Source organism: Algoriphagus alkaliphilus (genome assembly GCF_900103735.1).
GTDB lineage: Bacteria > Bacteroidota > Bacteroidia > Cytophagales > Cyclobacteriaceae > Algoriphagus > Algoriphagus alkaliphilus.
This window is the reverse complement of the sequence record NZ_FMXE01000012.1, coordinates 21,045-37,205: the sequence shown is the minus strand read 5'-3', so window position 1 is coordinate 37,205 and position 16,161 is coordinate 21,045. Positions and strand designations below refer to the sequence as shown.

17 protein-coding genes are annotated in these 16,161 nt (G+C 41.2%); 9 read left to right on the top strand and 8 right to left on the bottom strand.

The window, feature by feature from the left end:
• Positions 1–48 precede the first annotated feature (48 nt).
• Positions 49–291, bottom strand: a complete 243-nt coding sequence (locus tag BLQ81_RS09950) for a hypothetical protein (protein WP_092729805.1) — start codon at positions 289–291, stop codon at positions 49–51.
• A 731-nt stretch (positions 292–1,022) separates the two neighbouring features.
• Here BLQ81_RS09950 and BLQ81_RS09940 point away from each other — a divergent pair.
• From BLQ81_RS09940 to BLQ81_RS09920, 5 genes are all read left to right on the top strand, one after another.
• Entirely contained in the window at positions 1,023–1,316 is a 294-nt protein-coding gene (locus tag BLQ81_RS09940) for a hypothetical protein (RefSeq protein WP_092729803.1), read from the top strand.
• Between the two features lie 42 nt (positions 1,317–1,358).
• Positions 1,359–2,081, top strand: a complete 723-nt coding sequence (locus BLQ81_RS09935) for a LamB/YcsF family protein (protein ID WP_092729802.1) — start codon at positions 1,359–1,361, stop codon at positions 2,079–2,081.
• A complete protein-coding gene (gene pxpB, locus BLQ81_RS09930; RefSeq protein ID WP_092729801.1) occupies positions 2,072–2,767 on the top strand; it encodes a 5-oxoprolinase subunit PxpB in 696 nt (231 codons plus the stop codon). Before BLQ81_RS09935 ends, pxpB begins: the two co-directional genes overlap by 10 nt.
• Positions 2,764–3,654, top strand: coding sequence for a 5-oxoprolinase subunit C family protein (locus tag BLQ81_RS09925; protein ID WP_092729800.1), 891 nt, complete (start codon positions 2,764–2,766; stop codon positions 3,652–3,654). Before pxpB ends, BLQ81_RS09925 begins: the two co-directional genes overlap by 4 nt.
• A 264-nt stretch (positions 3,655–3,918) precedes the next feature.
• Positions 3,919–5,430 carry a DUF4301 family protein gene (locus BLQ81_RS09920; protein WP_092729799.1) on the top strand — a complete coding sequence of 504 codons (1,512 nt, stop codon included), beginning with the start codon at positions 3,919–3,921 and terminating at the stop codon, positions 5,428–5,430.
• A gap of 113 nt (positions 5,431–5,543) precedes the next feature.
• Here BLQ81_RS09920 and BLQ81_RS09915 read toward each other — a convergent pair whose 3' ends face one another.
• The 4 genes from BLQ81_RS09915 to BLQ81_RS09900 form a co-directional block, all read right to left on the bottom strand.
• Positions 5,544–6,827: a NupC/NupG family nucleoside CNT transporter gene (locus BLQ81_RS09915; RefSeq protein WP_092729798.1), complete on the bottom strand. Its 1,284-nt coding sequence runs from the start codon at positions 6,825–6,827 to the stop codon at positions 5,544–5,546.
• Positions 6,828–6,912: 85 nt separating this feature from the next.
• Positions 6,913–7,512 carry a bifunctional nuclease family protein gene (locus BLQ81_RS09910; RefSeq protein WP_092729797.1) on the bottom strand — a complete coding sequence of 200 codons (600 nt, stop codon included), beginning with the start codon at positions 7,510–7,512 and terminating at the stop codon, positions 6,913–6,915.
• Positions 7,513–7,517: 5 nt separating this feature from the next.
• Positions 7,518–8,486 carry an electron transfer flavoprotein subunit alpha/FixB family protein gene (locus tag BLQ81_RS09905; RefSeq protein ID WP_092729796.1) on the bottom strand — a complete coding sequence of 323 codons (969 nt, stop codon included), beginning with the start codon at positions 8,484–8,486 and terminating at the stop codon, positions 7,518–7,520.
• A gap of 35 nt (positions 8,487–8,521) precedes the next feature.
• Positions 8,522–9,259, bottom strand: coding sequence for an electron transfer flavoprotein subunit beta/FixA family protein (locus BLQ81_RS09900; protein WP_092729795.1), 738 nt, complete (start codon positions 9,257–9,259; stop codon positions 8,522–8,524).
• 73 nt (positions 9,260–9,332) lie between these two features.
• Here BLQ81_RS09900 and BLQ81_RS09895 point away from each other — a divergent pair, with 73 nt between their 5' ends.
• Both BLQ81_RS09895 and BLQ81_RS09890 read left to right on the top strand, forming a co-directional pair.
• Positions 9,333–9,665, top strand: a complete 333-nt coding sequence (locus tag BLQ81_RS09895; protein WP_092729893.1) for a tetratricopeptide repeat protein — start codon at positions 9,333–9,335, stop codon at positions 9,663–9,665.
• An 88-nt stretch (positions 9,666–9,753) separates the two neighbouring features.
• Positions 9,754–10,245 (top strand): hypothetical protein, encoded by a 492-nt coding sequence (locus tag BLQ81_RS09890; RefSeq protein WP_092729794.1) that lies wholly within the window; start codon positions 9,754–9,756, stop codon positions 10,243–10,245.
• On the opposite strand, the gene BLQ81_RS09885 is transcribed toward BLQ81_RS09890, so the two are convergent.
• From BLQ81_RS09885 to BLQ81_RS09875, 3 genes are all read right to left on the bottom strand, one after another.
• Positions 10,235–11,233 carry a zinc-binding dehydrogenase gene (locus BLQ81_RS09885; protein ID WP_092729793.1) on the bottom strand — a complete coding sequence of 333 codons (999 nt, stop codon included), beginning with the start codon at positions 11,231–11,233 and terminating at the stop codon, positions 10,235–10,237. The genes BLQ81_RS09890 and BLQ81_RS09885 overlap by 11 nt on opposite strands.
• A gap of 147 nt (positions 11,234–11,380) precedes the next feature.
• Positions 11,381–12,964 carry a replicative DNA helicase gene (dnaB, locus tag BLQ81_RS09880; protein ID WP_092729792.1) on the bottom strand — a complete coding sequence of 528 codons (1,584 nt, stop codon included), beginning with the start codon at positions 12,962–12,964 and terminating at the stop codon, positions 11,381–11,383.
• Positions 12,965–13,054: 90 nt separating this feature from the next.
• Positions 13,055–13,747 (bottom strand): lycopene cyclase domain-containing protein, encoded by a 693-nt coding sequence (locus tag BLQ81_RS09875; RefSeq protein ID WP_092729791.1) that lies wholly within the window; start codon positions 13,745–13,747, stop codon positions 13,055–13,057.
• Positions 13,748–13,883: 136 nt separating this feature from the next.
• Between BLQ81_RS09875 and BLQ81_RS09870 the strand changes: the two genes are divergently transcribed.
• Together BLQ81_RS09870 and BLQ81_RS09865 are read left to right on the top strand one after the other, a co-directional pair.
• On the top strand, positions 13,884–15,251 hold the full coding sequence (locus BLQ81_RS09870; protein ID WP_092729790.1) for a UDP-N-acetylmuramate--L-alanine ligase: 1,368 nt from the start codon (positions 13,884–13,886) through the stop codon (positions 15,249–15,251).
• Positions 15,241–16,047, top strand: coding sequence for a 3'-5' exonuclease (locus BLQ81_RS09865; protein ID WP_092729789.1), 807 nt, complete (start codon positions 15,241–15,243; stop codon positions 16,045–16,047). The genes BLQ81_RS09870 and BLQ81_RS09865 overlap by 11 nt, the downstream gene beginning before the upstream one ends.
• Positions 16,048–16,161: the final 114 nt, after the last annotated feature.

Genomic DNA, 16,161 nt, shown 5'->3' with positions numbered 1-16,161 from the left:
GCTGCAGATTTCTCCACAGCTTTTTGGCTTAAATGCTTCAGTTTAAAATTAATTAAACTCCGCAGTAGACTTGTCCAATACTTTTTTGCCTTTTTCCAGGCCATCAATACCAGCTTCTTTTAATTTTTTGCCAATTTGTTCACTTGCTTTCTGCAAATCGCCCAATAGCTTCACAATTTTATCTTTTTGTGGGCCTAATTTTTCTCTGTTTTGGTAGAGGTAGTATCCTGCGACAACTCCAGAAACTAAACCTGCTATCCATAGAGACATTGAAACATTTGATTTTTTCATCGTAGTGGTATTTTGTGGTTAAATAATTTATTTGAGATCTGATAGAAAATAAATTTAAAGTCCTGCTTCATTACGTGAAAAGACCCTAAGCTTAATTTATTACTCTCATTGAGTTCACGGATCCAAATGTTTTAGGTTTTATTTTTCTCGAAAATTTCTAGATAAAAACGATTAAACTTTTTTTCCAATTACTTTATCCATGACTCAAGTTCAAAGCTCATGCCTGTAAAGCACAAAACCGGAAAAAATGCTCTTTAAGGGGTCTCTTGGCCGTTTCTATTCAATTTTGGACTATTGAAAAATTAGCATTCGTTGAAACATGTTGCTACTTTACCCCAAAGTGGGTAGATTATAACAATGAAGCCAAATACCCAGGAAATGGTTGATGTAAATTTCCAAAAAGCACCTTTTCTTCTCAAAATTATATTAACTGATTGATATTTAATTGACTATGGAGTTCATTGGTAAAATGGGTAAATTCGATTTTAATCATTGGCATTTTCACATTCCTGTTCCAATTGGAATTGCCGATCAAATGATGGACGTCAGCCATAGAAAACTATGTACACCAAAAAGGACTTATTCCTACCAATTGACAAATTGGTTTTTTGAATTGACGAATAGCCAAAATGAGTTAAATTCGATGTTTTACTAATACAGCTTGCAAATAATTGGAGGCAATAAGTAACATGCAGCTTCAAGCTGCGTCCTTATATTAAATCAGTTAAAACATGAAAAATCTGTCCTCCATTCTACTACTAGTCATTCTCTTTTCAATTTCATTTTCTTGCAAATTGGAAGGTAATGAAGACCCACTTGATGTATATCGAGAGATTGCATATAATGCCTTGCCCTCGGATGTCAAAGCTACCGTGATTGGGGATTGGAAAGATGCAGAGGTATCAGCTTGGGTCGATGGCTACTATTTGATTATTTTTCAAACTAATGACTCGGCACTAGGGCCGGTCAAAGTTGTGGTAGATCCCCAGCGAGGAACTTGGGTTGAAATTCTCCCAAGGCCATAAATCCAAAAATAAAAGTCAAACGCTTTCACCTTTTCCGGACTCATGCCCCAACCCTATTACACCATCAACTGTGACCTTGGAGAGGGAATACCAAACGAAGCCGCAATTATTCCGCTGATCGATCTGGCAAGTATTGCTTGTGGAGGACATTTCGGAAATCGTGAATCGATCAGAGCAACATTGAAATTGGTGAAGAAATTTGAAAAAAAAGCAGGTGCTCATCCCTCCTACCCAGATCAAGAAAACTTTGGCAGAAAGTCAATGTCAATTTATCCTGACGAACTCATCAAAAGTATTCGAAATCAGATTACATTATTCCTAGAGATTGCCAAGGAAGAAAATATTGAGCTCGATCATATCAAATTTCACGGAGCTTTATATAATGATGCCGCTCAAAATGAGGCCTTGGCGGAGGTTTTGATTAATTTTTTAATTCAGGAATTTCCAAAAACACCCCTTTTTGTTCCTCGATATTCAGAAATCGAAAAGATGGCCATAAAAAAAAACTTACCTATCAAAAGAGAAATATTCGGAGATAGAGCTTATCAGGATAATTTCAAACTGGTCAATCGCTCACTGAATAATTCCCTTCTGACTCAGCAGAATCAGGTGTTTCAACACCTAATCTCCTTTTTCACGGATTCAAAAATCCGGACTTATACCGGTAAATTACTTCCTGTTCAAGCCGACACCATCTGCTTTCACGGAGATAATCCGGGAATTATGGAGTTTTTACCTTTTATCCGCGAACAATTTTGGAATTAAACGCTCATTATATTGTCATCAGTCCTACGGCAGGAGAGCTAAAATGGGATGCAAAACCGGATGATTTCCTGCTTTCCAAGCAATTGGGATGGATGGAGTTCTTGGAAAAAGAATTGAAGGAGCATGTATTGGAGGCTCGACAGGGATTTACGGCAGTCAGTATTATTTGGAGAACCCCCGAGGCTCAATCAACTTTTCAGAAGCAGTTTCAAAAATTCAAAATCAAACCCAAAACCCTTTCGTCTCAAATTTGGGAAATTCCGGTTTGTTATGGATTAGATTATGGACCGGATCTTGGATCCTTGGCGGTATCGCATCGAATCAGAGTAAATCAACTCATTGAACTCCATTCTTCTACCGTTTACAGGCTACACTTTTTTGGATTTTTACCGGGATTTCCATACTTGAACGGACTACCAGAACAACTTCATACACCTCGAAAATCTGTTCCGGACCGATCAGTTGAACCTGGTTCTGTGGCTATCGGCGGAAGGCAAACCGGGATTTATCCGCAGGCAAGTCCCGGGGGATGGCACATCATCGGACAAACACCGGTTGAATTATTTGATGTCAAAAAGAGTCCTCCAGTATGGGCATCTCCGGGAGATCAATTAAAATTTGAACCCATCGATTCAGGCCAAATGGAAAAAATGCTGGCCTCACCTCCATACCCAAGAAAAAGATGAGCAAAGAAATGGCTATAGCAACAGTCTTGAAGACAGGTCCGGGTTCATCTATCCAAGATTTGGGACGCAGAGGTCAGGCAAATTTAGGTATCCCGCTATCCGGTGCCATGGATATGAAGTCATTTGCCTGGATTAATCATATTCTTCAAAATGAAGTGAATGACGCTGCTCTTGAAGTTTCTCAGCCAGGTTTTCAAATTCAATTTGATTCTCCAACCTACATAGCTATCGCAGGAGCAGAAGCAATTGTCAGACTGAATGATCAACTAATTGAAAAATCAAATCTGATAGCGATACAATCCAAGGATCTACTGGAAATTGGGGCTTTTCTGAGCGGCTCCATAGTTTATATTGGAATTAAATACGGATTCAAAACGCCAAAAATCCTGGGTTCGAGGAGCCAATACAAGGGATTGACGGAAGATTCTATTTTACATAAAGGAACCAAAATCCAATATTTTATGGATTCTGAAGCTTCTCCAGTCTTCAATGCCAAGGCCAAATGGTCCACTGAATGGTACAGGGAAGAAGAAATATTAGCCTATCCAGGCCCTGATTTCCACCTGCTCAAAGAAAACCTCCGGGAAAAACTCATAGGCCAAACCTTTCGTATTTCTCAACAATCTAACCGGATGGGGGCGCAGCTTTTGGAACTTTTGGAGAATGATCTCCCCGAACTCCCTACTAATCCAGTATTCCCGGGAACAGTTCAGCTCACTTCGGGAGGAAAATTAATAATCCTTCTGAAAGATGCACAAGTCACTGGAGGCTATCCGCGTATTCTTCAATTGGATGTGGAAAGTCAATGGAAATTGGCTCAGAAAAAACCTGGAAGTAAAGTTAGGTTTAAACTTTTTCAGCCTCGTATTTCAACTATTTCAAGATAAAATTCACACCTAATTGAGAGTTCAGTATTTCTGATGGTTTTAGGGGTTTCCATTTAGAAAGGGATTCCATTTGAAAATTAAAAGGAAATCCATCATATAAATCTGATCATCATCCTTCCCAATACCCAGCCCCCTAATTTATTTCCCTCTTTAGAATTTGAATAGAGTTTCTATTAAGTTTTACAAAAAAAACTGCAAGTCGAATTTGAGCTAAGCCCAGAAGCCTGTTATCTTACATTTGCAACTTTTATAACCCATAAAACCATGAATACAGGCCTCAAAGATAAAGTGCTGGCACAGGGCATGAATCCTGATATTGTCGTCCAACAAATTGAAAATTTCAAAAACGGATTTCCATTTTTGAAAATAACTGCACCAGCCACCCCGGTAGATGGCATCAAAGTCCTTTCCGAATCGGAATTGGATCATTTCAGCCAAACCTACCCTGAAAAAGCTTCAAAAATTGATGTGGTGAAATTTGTACCGGCATCGGGTGCGGCGTCCAGAATGTTTAAGGATTTGTTCTCATTTCTTGAAAGTGATGGAGACCTTTCCAAAAGCAGTTTTGTCCAAAAATTCATTTCAAATCTTTCCAAATTTGCTTTTTTTACAGATTTGGATGATTCCTTAAAGTCAAAAGGAAACAGTATTCAATCTTGCCTCGATGCCAAAGATTATAAAAGCATCGTCAACGAGTTACTTTCTGATGAAGGCCTGGGTTACGGTAATCTACCAAAAGGACTATTGCGATTTCATGCGTATCCTTCAGAAAACAGAACTCCTGCACAGGAGCATTTAGTAGAAGGTTTACAGTACGGAATTGGGAAAGGCAACACAGTCAAAATTCATTTTACAGTTTCACCTGAGCATGAGGAGAAATTTAAAGCCGAAATCAGCAAGGTACTTCCCGGATTAAAGGCCTCCAGCGGTGTGGAGTTTGAAGTCACCTATTCTCAGCAAAAGAAGTCCACTGATACAATTGCTGTGACGATGGAAAATGAACCATTCGAGGAAGAAGACGGAAGTTTACTATTCCGGCCTGCCGGTCACGGGGCTTTGTTGGAAAATCTAAATGACATCAATGCCGATCTGATTTTCATCAAAAACATCGACAATGTGGTTCCTGACCGATTGAAAGAGCCTACCAAAACCTACAAAATGGCGATAGCAGGTATACTTTTGGAAGTGCAGGAAAAAGTCTTTGAAGCATTAAGGGGACTGGATTTGGCTATTGATCATGAAAGTGTAGGCTTTGCTGCCCAAGTGTACAATGCGGGATTGGGAGGTAAAATTCCTGCTCCAATCTCCTCCGGATCATTAGAAGAAGTTGCTGGCTTTTTGAAAGGAAAACTTAACCGTCCGATTCGGGTATGCGGAATGGTGAAAAACACAGGAGAACCCGGAGGTGGTCCGTTTTGGATAGAGGAAGAGGATGGCTCACTATCACTTCAAATCCTTGAAACAGCTCAAATTGACTTAAATGACCCTAATTCAAAAAAACATTTTAGCACTTCGACTCATTTCAATCCTGTTGATTTGGTATGCGGAACCAAAGATTACAAAGGTCATTCATTCGATCTTTTGAAATTCAGAGACATGCAGACGGGCTTTATCACAGAAAAATCGAAAAGCGGTCGAGATCTTAAAGCACTGGAACTTCCGGGACTTTGGAATGGGGCGATGGCGGGCTGGAATACCCTTTTTGTTGAGGTTCCATTGATCACTTTCAATCCTGTAAAGACCGTAAATGACCTGCTGCGGGACGAGCACCAATAGTAAACTATGGAAGCTAACACCAAGTTTTAGGGTTAAAACCCTCACAATAGTCCACAAAACATACAAGCCCGATTTTGATGAAAATCGGGCTTGTTTGATTTTTGTTTAGGCCTTTAAAATAGCATTCCTGCAATGGTTGCAGTCATTAGGCAGGCCAAGGATGCCGCCGCCAAAGACTTAAATCCTAAGCGACTTAGGTTGCCCTGCTGATTTGGTGCAATAATGGAGATTCCACCCAATTGGATTGCAATCGAGCTAAAATTTGAAAAACCACAAAGTGCATATGTTGCGATCACCACAGACTTGGTGCTTAAGGTTCCGGCTTCTTTCATATCTGCCAAACTCAAGTAGGCAACAAATTCGTTGATCACGGTTTTCTGACCCAAAAGACTGCCAACCTGCAAGGTATCCACCCAATCTACGCCAATTACCCAAGCGAAAATCCGGAACATCTGACCAAAGATATATTCGAGCGAAAACCCCTTGAATTGCCCATTCGTGGAGTTTTCTACAAATGAATTTAATCCGGTGTACTCACCAATCAGTCCACTAAGACCAAAATTGACAGCCGCAATCACAGCAATGAATGCAAGTAGCATCCCTCCTACATTTAGAGCTAGTTTCAAGCCTTCAGCAGCGCCGATAGACATTGCATCAATCAAATTGACTCCCATTGCTTCTTCGTTCACTTCAAGCTTATCCTGTTTGATTTCTTTTTCAGTTTCAGGAATAAAAATCTTTGATAATACAATCGCAGCAGGCGCATTCATAATACTTGCTCCGAGCAGGTATGCTGCGAATTTACTTTGCTCCTCCAGACTTTCTCCTCCAAGAAAAGCCACATATCCAGCCAAGACACCCCCAGCTATGGTTGCCATTCCTCCAGTCATGAGACACATCAATTCCGACTTGCTCATAGTTGGAATGAATGGCCTCACTAAAAGTGGGGCCTCTGTTTGTCCGAGAAATATATTGCCGGCAGCTGAAAGCGATTCGGGACCAGATAGCCTCATGGTTCGGGCCATGACCCATGCAATACCGAAAACAATTTTTTGCAATATTCCAAGGTAGTACAATCCTGAAGAAACCGTGGAAAAGAATATGATCGTAGGAAGAACCTTAAAGGCAAAGATGAAACCAAAGCTATCCCCTGCCAGATCTCCAAAGATAAAACTTGCCCCAGCTCCGCTGAAACTGAGAAATTTAACAAATCCCTGAGAGAGCAATTCAAAGCCAGCACGGACTATTTCAACTTTGGTGATTAGAAATCCAAATACCAGTTGAAGCGTAATTCCAATCAGAACCAGTCTCCAGTCGATTCTTTTTCTGTTAGATGAAAAAATATAGGCTACCACTACGATAACAAATAAACCAAGGGCTCCTCTCAAATAGTCCATGAATTCCAATTAAATTAACGAAAGGATAAAAATAGACCAAACCAGTACAAGAAAAAAGCCCGAAGAAGTCCGGGCTTTAAATGAATTAGTTTCTCTTATTAATTTCGTCTCGAATCCTGGCAGCCCGTTCATAATCTTCATTATTGATGGCCTTCTCGAGCAGTTGATTTAACTTGTCCAAGCTGAAATCCTTTAAAGACCCTTCTTTTTTTACAGCAACCTTTTGAGGTTCAGATTTCATTTCTTTTTTACTTTCCTCATTTTTGTCCTCTTCGGTAAATTCAATAGCCGCCTCAGCCATGACTTTTTCCGAACAGAAAATTCTTGCAGAGAACCTCACTGCAATTGCAATGGCATCAGAAGGACGACTGTCTATTTCAACCTGAGTGGAATCACTGTTACAATTAATTTTGGCATAGAAGACTCCCTCTTTCATATCCGATATGACAATTTTGTCAATTTTGAATTTGAAACTTTCAGCAAAAGATCTGAAGAGATCATGCGTCATGGGTCGATTTGGAATAATTTTTTCTATCTCAATAGCTATAGCTTGAGCTTCAAACATTCCAATGACTATTGGCAATCTTCTACTCCCTTCCACTTCACCCATAACCAAGGTAAACGACCCTGATTGGGAGTGATTGGAAGAAAGTCCCAAAATCTCAAGTTCTACCAGTTTTTCCACAAAAATTAAAGTTCAGCTTTAAGTGCCTCAGTTAGTTTAGGTATCACCTCAAAAGCATCTCCCACAATCCCATAATCAGCAGCTTTGAAAAATGGCGCCTCTGGGTCTTTGTTGATCACCACTATGCATTTTGAGGAATTAACCCCTGCAAGATGTTGAATCGCTCCTGAAATTCCTACTGCAACATACAAAGTAGGTGCAACTTTTACCCCTGTTTGACCTACGTGCTCATGGTGCGGTCTCCATCCAATATCTGACACAGGCTTAGAACATCCGGTCGCAGCGCCTAGCGTCTTGGCCAAATCTTCAATCATTCCCCAGTTTTCCGGACCTTTCAATCCACGACCGCCAGACACCACAATATCTGCTTCTGGAAGTAAAATTTCTCCGGTAGCTCTTTCTGTAGTGATGATTTTCGAAGCAAAATCTGAATCTGAAAGGTTGACCGACAGCTTTTCAACGGTGGCATCCCCTCCATCTGTTTTCAAATCCACCGCATTTTTCTTTACTGCGAGGATTTTGTTATCGGTAGTGATTGTGGTCTCTGCAAAAGCTTTACCGGTATAAATGCTCCTTTTGACAACATAACCATTGGATGTATTTGGAAGCTCCACAACATTGGATACTAAACCTGCATTCAGTTTAATCGCCAGCCTTGCAGCTACCGCATCACCCAGGGAGGATTTGGCCAAAACCAAAGTCTTGGTACCAATGGCAGTAAATGCTTGAGCTACTGCCGATGCGTGAGCCTGAATTACTCCATCAGTCAGTCTGGAATCATCGGCGTGCAACACTTTGGCCGCACCTGCCTTACCAACAGAAGCCAACTCAGCCGAATCCACAGTACCCAATGCTACTGCGATCACATCGCCTTCACCTGTCTGGGCTGTTAATTTATTTGCAAATGAAACTGCTTCCAGACTGGTTTTTTTGACCTTTCCCTCTGCGTGTTCGATATATACTAAAATTGACATAATTTCTTGAAATAATGGGAGTTACCAAATTTTGATTAAAGTACTTTCGCTTCGTTTTTTAACAATTTTACCAGCTCGGCCACATTGTCTTTGTCGATTAGCTTTACAGAACCTTTGGCCGGTGGAAGTTGATAGCTACTTGCCGCTGCTTGTGTTTCGTCCGTTACAGGTTCCACCACTTTCAGAGGTTTGGTCCGTGCTGACATGATTCCGCGCATATTTGGAATTTTCCACTCTGCAATCGGCTCCTGACATCCTGCAATCAGGGGCAGTTTAGCTTCCAGCATTTCCTTACCGCCTTCGATTTCACGGGCCATTTTCACAGTTGTACCTTCAACTTCCAGCTTCATCACCGGTGAAAAAGAAGGCATTCCCAGCAATTCACCGACCATACCATGGACCATTCCACCATTGAAGTCAATGGACTCGCGACCCATCAAAATCAGATCATAACCGCCTTCTTTGGCATAATGAGCGATTTGTTTGGCAACAAAAAAGGAATCTTTGGGAAATGAATTGACCCGAATGGCGTCATCGGCTCCTATTGCAAGCGACTTTCTTAAGGTAGGTTCGGTCTCCACTTCTCCGACATTGATTGCAGTCAAGGTGCCTCCAGTCTGATCTCTAAGCTCCACAGCTCTTGCTAAAGCATAATCATCGTATGGTCCGATTATGAATTGAACTCCAGCAGTGTCAAATTTGGTATTGTTGGCAGTAAACTGAATCTTGGAAGTCGTATCCGGTACGTGTGTGATACAAACAAGAATCTTCATTGGTTTAGAGTTAGGTTATATTAAATTTATTTTGCGTGAAAATAACAGGCTAGGCTTAATAAAAAAACTATTCATGAGCAATTCGGAAAGGCTTCGGCTATTAAAAGAGTATATTAAAGAAGAACCTCAAAACCCTTTCAATTTTTATGCTTTGGCATTGGAAATCAGGGATATTGACATCCCGGAAGCAGGCAGATTATTTGATTTATTATTACTTAACCACTCAGACTACCTGCCTGTTTATTTCCCTTCGGCTCATTTCTTTTTTGAGCTAGGTCAAATCGAAAAGGCAAAGAATATTTTCGAACAGGGAATTAACTTGGCTAAAATTCAAAAAGCCGATAAAACCCTGAAAGAACTCCAAAATGCCTATCAAAATTTTCTTTTTGAAACTGATTTGGATTAGCATGTTTTTTAAAAAAAAATCTACTTCCAAATGAAAATCATTTTGTTAATTTTAAAAGCGAGCGATAGCAATTAAATCTCGTCTACCTATGATCACCCAGAAAGAAATGCTGAATCATTTTTTGCCCCTGATGGAAAGTCAAGGGAAACGTTTCAAGAAGAAAAGCTTGATCCGAGCAAAAAAAGCTGAACCCGGTATGGTTGTAGTGACCCGAACCAGTGATGGGATTGAAACCAGAAATACAGCCGAAAAAGGAGATTGGTTGGTGGAAAATCAGACCTCAGCCAAAGAAAGCTACCTGATCAAAGCCGACACGTTTGAAAAGAAATATACGATGATGGATTCGCTCGGGAATGGATGGGGCTGCTATCGTCCTAAAGGTGAAATCTATGCCATGAAAGTTTGCACAGAAGACCTTAATGAGTTTAGCACGGAAGGGTTGATGGAATTCCAAGCTCCATGGAAGGAATCCATTGTAGTAAAGCCTGGAGATTACCTCGTTATTTCATTGGAAAAGAGTGAGATTTATCGGGTTGCAAAGAAAGAATTTCTTGAAACTTATGAAGAAATCAAGGAGTGAGAACAATTTTTCCCAATTGATCCCCTGCCTTCATTCGGTCAAAAGCCAATGTGGCCTCGGCAAAAGTAAAAACGCGATCAACAACTGGACGGATTTGCTTTTCATGGACCAATGCAAGCATTTCCAGAAAATCCTGGTCGGATCCCAAAGTGGAGCCCATGATTTTTAACTGATTCCAAAATACTTTACGTGCCTCAATTTTTCCGGGATTGCCCATTGTTGCTCCATAAATGACAATTTTTCCTCCCGGTTTACACACGGAAATAAGCTGATTTAGCGAATCACCTGCTGCTCCGTCAATAATTACATCAAAGCCTCCTGTCTCTTCAAGTGCTTTTCCTGTCCAGTTTGAATCAAGATAATTATATACAAAATCAGCCCCGTCAATTTTGGCTCGTTCTATTTTATAAGTTTTACTGCTACTCACAGAAAGTTTTGCTCCTTTGGCTTTGGCAAATTGGGCTGCAAATTGCGCAACTCCTCCCCCAATTCCTGTAACTAGAACCTGATCACCTTTTTGAATTCCCCCCTGGTAAACTAAAGCCCGGTATGCTGTCACACCAGCCAATGGCAAGGCTGCCGCTTCGGCCCAATTGAGATGCTCAGGTTTTTCATGTAATCTATCGACTGGAACAACCAAAAATTCGGCGAGGGTTCCATGGCTTGGCATCCCCAGAATTGAGAATTCCTTAGATTGAGCTCGTTGATTTGAGCCCCAATTCATTGCGGGATTGATGATGACATCTTTCCCTACCCAAGATTTATCTTTTTCATCCCCAACTTTTTCTACCACTCCTGCACCATCCGAGCCAAGGATTATTCCGTCTTTTAAATTTGGGTATAGGCCCTGACGACACCACTCGTCCCGATGGTTTAGCGCAGCTGTTTTGATTCGAACCAACACCTCACCGGCTTTAGGTTGAGGATCAGCCACTGAAGTCAATTCAATTTTTGAATCATGCTGGAGATTGAGTACAATTCCTCTCATTTGTTAATTTTATGATTTTCAATTGATTATTAAGCTTTTCTAAAACTTTCCAACAGACAATCCGGAATTTGCGCGATTGCTAATTATCCCGTCTCGTGTCGCTATCGACGGACTTTCGAGCTATGGTAGGCTTGATTTTATAACAGGTTAAAAAGTTACAGGACCATTGTCATTTTTAAAAATATCATCCAGATTCTCCTCATTTGCCCGGCTTTGGAGCTTGATCGTACCCCCGGTGTCAAATGAGGCAGCACCTGATGCACCCGAAGTGAAGTGGGTGTAGGATACTTCCTGAGCTTGGTTGGGAGCATACCCCACTCCGGAATCCAAATCCATGAATTTGGTATATTTTCCTATGAAACGAAGTTTGACATTATCCAAAGAACCGTTACGATGCTTGGCGATGATTACTTCACCCACACCTGCAGTGGAGTTATTGTCCTCATCTTGGGTAATGCCATAGTATTCCGGTCGATAGAGGAACATCACCATATCAGCATCTTGCTCAATCGCTCCTGATTCTCGAAGATCGGAAAGCTGCGGTCTTTTGTCACCTCCTCGGGTTTCTACCGCTCTGGAAAGCTGAGAAAGCGCAATGACCGGAATAGCGAGTTCCTTCGCGATTTTCTTAAGTGCTCTGGAAATACTGGCAATCTCCTGTTCTCTGTTTCCACCTTGCCCCCCGTTTTTGGAATCACCGGACATCAGCTGCAGGTAATCGACTACTACCATTTGGATATCATGCTGGGCTTTGAGTTTTCGGCATTTTGCGCGCAATTCCAAGATTGAAAGTGCGGGAGTATCGTCTACAAAAAGCGGTGCCTTTGATAGTTTGGCTGTTTTATGGACTAACTGAGCCCATTCGTGGTCTGCCAGAGAGCCCTTTTTAATTTTCTCAGAATCCAATTCGGCCTCGGAAGAAATCAAACGATTAACTAACTGAACCGAGGACATTTCAAGAGAGAAGATCGCCACGGGACGATTGTGATCCACGGCTGCATTTCTCAAAACCGATAGTACAAAAGCAGTCTTACCCATCGCAGGTCTTGCGGCGATGATCACCAAATCGGATTTTTGCCAACCTGATGTAACTCTGTCCAATGCAGTAAATCCTGAAGGAACTCCGGTAAGTCCATCTTTTTGGTTTTTTCGGGCTTCCAATTCAATAATGGCCTCGCGCATGATCGACCGCATGTCAGAATAATTTTTCCGGATATTCTTTTCTGAAATCTCAAAAAGGGACTGCTCCATTTTATCCAAAAGCTCAAAAACATCTGTGGTATCCTCAAAGGCTTCCTTTTGTATTTCTCCTGAAATTTTAATCAGTTCCCGTTTGATGGATTGCTCGGTGATGATTCGAGCATGATATTCAATATTGGCAGCAGAAGCCACCTTGGAAGTGAGTTCGGTGACGTAAAATGCGCCACCTGCGATTTCCAATGCACCGTTTTTTCGAAGCTGCGAAGTCACCGTCAACAAATCGATGGGCTGACTTTCTGTAAAGAGATCCAAAATCGCCTGGAAGATGACTTTGTGCGAGTCTTTATAGAAGCTTTCTACCTTCAAAATATCGATTACATTGGTCAGGGCATCCTTTTCGAGCATCAATGCACCAAGCACAGCCTCTTCTAATTCTACTGCCTGAGGGGGAACTTTGCCCAAAAAGTTGGTTGGATTATCGTAAGATGGCTTTTTTCGGGTGATTCTTGGTTGGTTGGTATTATCGGTCATATAACAAATGTATCGGCTAGAAGGCAGTAGTTTTGAACAAGTTTTCCAAAACTTATCAACATCCTCAAATTAGCAAAAATCAAGCCCTGATCAGGAAGTTTCTTTATAATATACCCCATTTCGAAATCCTCTAAACATAGAGCAGAGGACAGCCCAGCTAAAGTGCCAAAGAATTTCCGAAACAGGAATTCCCAGAATTTTTGAGCCAAGAATTGGCTCTTCCAACATCCCATAGGTATCCCAAAAATGAGGAAAAAGAAGCTGAAAATTAATAAAATAGATAAATAGGGTAATCGCCAAAGTAGCAACTCCCGAAACCAAAGAAAGGCAAATTAAATCGGGCCTTTGGCTCCAGATATAGACCGATAAAGCCATAAAAGTCAAAAAAGTAACATATCCTGAATGAATGTTTAAAATAAGACTGAATAGAGACAGACTTGCGCAGCCTATCAACCAAAGGAAAAAAAAGTCCCTATTCCTGGCTGGGGTTTGTCGATCATAATCAATCTCAAGTTTGGTAAAGGAAGAATGGATATACCCACCTACACCAAACAACGCAAATCCAATGATGAAATCTTCTATTCCGATTATCCCAATTCCAAAGAGCGTAGGAGGCTTCCAATAGTCATGAAAATACCAAATCTCTGCTATCATTCCCATGATACCTCCCACTATCCCCACTTTGATCATTCCGCCCTTCCAGGGGTTTTTGACGAAAATCACCAGCCAAGCCACTATATACGATAGTGAGAGCGTCAAATACGCAAATTTGTCATCAAGCATTAAAATAGTTATCAACTCTCGAAAATAGCTAAAACATTTCCTGACAAAAAATCTCTAAAATGAAAAAAGAATACACCCTCGGTACCCACATTTTATTTTTAAGTTTGAATATAAAATTAGACCTTATTTTTACCTTATGAACAAGTACCACTTCATCGCCATTGGTGGAGCCGTGATGCACAATCTAGCACTTGCCTTACTGCGAAAAGGATATCAGGTTTCCGGTTCTGATGATGAAATCTACGAACCCTCACGAACCCGTCTGGAAAATGCCAAAATTTTACCACCTGAATATGGCTGGTTTCCGGAAAAAATCACAGCTGACCTGGATGGAATCATTCTCGGGATGCATGCACGGATCGATAATCCCGAACTGATCAGAGCACAGGAATTGGGCGTTCCGGTTTTCTCTTTTCCTGAGTTTATCTATAACCAAAGCCAAACAAAAAAGCGGGCCGTCATTGCGGGTTCACATGGGAAAACTTCCATCACCTCCATGATACTTCATGTGCTTCAAGACCAAAAAATGGACTTCGATTACCTCGTGGGTGCTCAGATCGAAGGATTTGATTTGATGGTGAGACTATCAGATGCCCCGGTGATAGTCATTGAAGGAGATGAATACCTCACTTCCCCGATTGACCGAACGCCAAAGTTTTTTCATTATAAGCATGACATTGCTTTAGTGAGTGGTATTGCCTGGGATCATTTCAATGTATTCCCTGACTTTGAGGTTTACAAAGATCAATTCTCTAAACTGATGGACTTAACCACCCAATCGGGAGAGTTGATCTATTGCGAAGTAGATCAACTGGTAAAAGAAGCAGCAGAAAAATCATCGACCCCGGGTCAAAAAACTCCTTACAATGCCCATCCTGCAGTAATCAGGGATGGAAAAACTTTTTTAAAAACCGGTTCGGGCTTATTGGAAATCGGAATTTTTGGAGATCACAATCTTCAGAATCTTCAAGGTGCGTTGGAAATATGTCGAGCCTTGGGTGTTTCAAATGAGCAGTTTTACGCTTCCATTCCCAGTTTCAAAGGGGCAGCAAAACGTCAGGAGATCCTTGCATCAGGTAAATCAGGAATCCTATTCCGGGATTTTGCCCATGCTCCATCCAAACTCAAAGCTACTGTCAATGCAGTGAAAAATCAGTTTCCTGATCGGAAATTGATCTCAGTTCAAGAACTCCACACTTATTCTTCATTAAATAAGGATTTTCTCCCCAACTATGCCCACTCCATGGAGGAGACAGATGTTGCAGTGATCTATCTAAATCCACACGCAGTTGCCCTAAAAAAGCTGGACTTGATGGATGAGGAAACCTTGCGAGAAGGATTTAAACGACCGGATTTGATGCTTTTTACCGAAAGTCAGGCATTAAAAGCCTACCTTTTGGCACAAAATTATTCCAATACTAACCTGCTTTTGATGAGTTCGGGCAATTATGACAACCTCGATCTCGAACCCTTAAAAGCCAAATTCAATTCAAATGAAGCTTAACCTTAGAAATTCAATCGCATTTTTTGATCTTGAGGCCACAGGCACTAATGTGGGTACAGACCGGATTGTAGAAATATCCATCGTAAAACTCCACCCTGATCAAGGACGAGAAATCTATACCAAACGGGTAAATCCCGGAATTCCGATTCCTCTGGAGGCTTCGTTGATCCATGGGATCTATGATAAAGACATAAAAGACGAGCCTACCTTCAGGGACATCGCAAAGGAAATCCAAGCCTTCATCGGTAAGTCAGATTTGGGAGGATTTAATGTTTTGAAATATGATATTCCACTTTTGGTGGAGGAATTTTTAAGGTCAGGGATCGATTTTGATCTGGAAAATCGAAACCTGCTTGATGCGCAAAAGATCTTTTTCATGATGGAAAAGCGAAACCTGACTGCAGCATACAAGTTTTACTGTGGAAGAAATCTGGAAAATGCACACAGTGCAGAAGCGGACACTTTAGCTACACTAGACGTTTTTCAGGCACAGGTGGAGCGCTACCAAGGAGAAGAAATGGAAGATCTTCAAGGTAATAAGGTTGGAATTTTTCAGAATGACATGAAAAAAATCCACGAAATGGTCAATGAAAAAATGGTGGATTTGGCCGGACGGTTTGTGTTCAACTCACAGGGACAGGAGATTTTCAATTTCGGTAAGCACAAAGGAAAAACAATCGATCAGGCATTGAAAGAAGAGCCGGGATACTATGATTGGATGATGAAAGGCGATTTCCCATTGGACACCAAGCGAAAGCTCACTCAGGTGAAGCTGAGGGGATTTGGATCGAAGTAAATAAGTCGCAGTGGCAAGTAAATTTGGTAAAAAGTAAGTGGTAAGTAGTAAGTTGTTTTATCAAACTAACTATTCACTTCTTACCACTCACAAATTACTGAAGACTGAGACTGA

Coding starts and splice junctions, on each gene's coding strand:
- BLQ81_RS09885 (WP_092729793.1), bottom strand. CDS start 11,233: ATGAGAGGAATTGTACTCAATCTCCAGCATGATTCAAAAATTGAATTG.
- BLQ81_RS09920 (WP_092729799.1), top strand. CDS start 3,919: ATGAATACAGGCCTCAAAGATAAAGTGCTGGCACAGGGCATGAATCCT.
- BLQ81_RS09865 (WP_092729789.1), top strand. CDS start 15,241: ATGAAGCTTAACCTTAGAAATTCAATCGCATTTTTTGATCTTGAGGCC.
- BLQ81_RS09875 (WP_092729791.1), bottom strand. CDS start 13,747: ATGCTTGATGACAAATTTGCGTATTTGACGCTCTCACTATCGTATATA.
- BLQ81_RS09915 (WP_092729798.1), bottom strand. CDS start 6,827: ATGGACTATTTGAGAGGAGCCCTTGGTTTATTTGTTATCGTAGTGGTA.
- BLQ81_RS09890 (WP_092729794.1), top strand. CDS start 9,754: ATGATCACCCAGAAAGAAATGCTGAATCATTTTTTGCCCCTGATGGAA.
- BLQ81_RS09895 (WP_092729893.1), top strand. CDS start 9,333: ATGAGCAATTCGGAAAGGCTTCGGCTATTAAAAGAGTATATTAAAGAA.
- BLQ81_RS09905 (WP_092729796.1), bottom strand. CDS start 8,486: ATGTCAATTTTAGTATATATCGAACACGCAGAGGGAAAGGTCAAAAAA.
- BLQ81_RS09950 (WP_092729805.1), bottom strand. CDS start 291: ATGAAAAAATCAAATGTTTCAATGTCTCTATGGATAGCAGGTTTAGTT.
- BLQ81_RS09935 (WP_092729802.1), top strand. CDS start 1,359: ATGCCCCAACCCTATTACACCATCAACTGTGACCTTGGAGAGGGAATA.
- BLQ81_RS09940 (WP_092729803.1), top strand. CDS start 1,023: ATGAAAAATCTGTCCTCCATTCTACTACTAGTCATTCTCTTTTCAATT.
- dnaB (WP_092729792.1), bottom strand. CDS start 12,964: ATGACCGATAATACCAACCAACCAAGAATCACCCGAAAAAAGCCATCT.
- BLQ81_RS09870 (WP_092729790.1), top strand. CDS start 13,884: ATGAACAAGTACCACTTCATCGCCATTGGTGGAGCCGTGATGCACAAT.
- BLQ81_RS09925 (WP_092729800.1), top strand. CDS start 2,764: ATGAGCAAAGAAATGGCTATAGCAACAGTCTTGAAGACAGGTCCGGGT.
- BLQ81_RS09900 (WP_092729795.1), bottom strand. CDS start 9,259: ATGAAGATTCTTGTTTGTATCACACACGTACCGGATACGACTTCCAAG.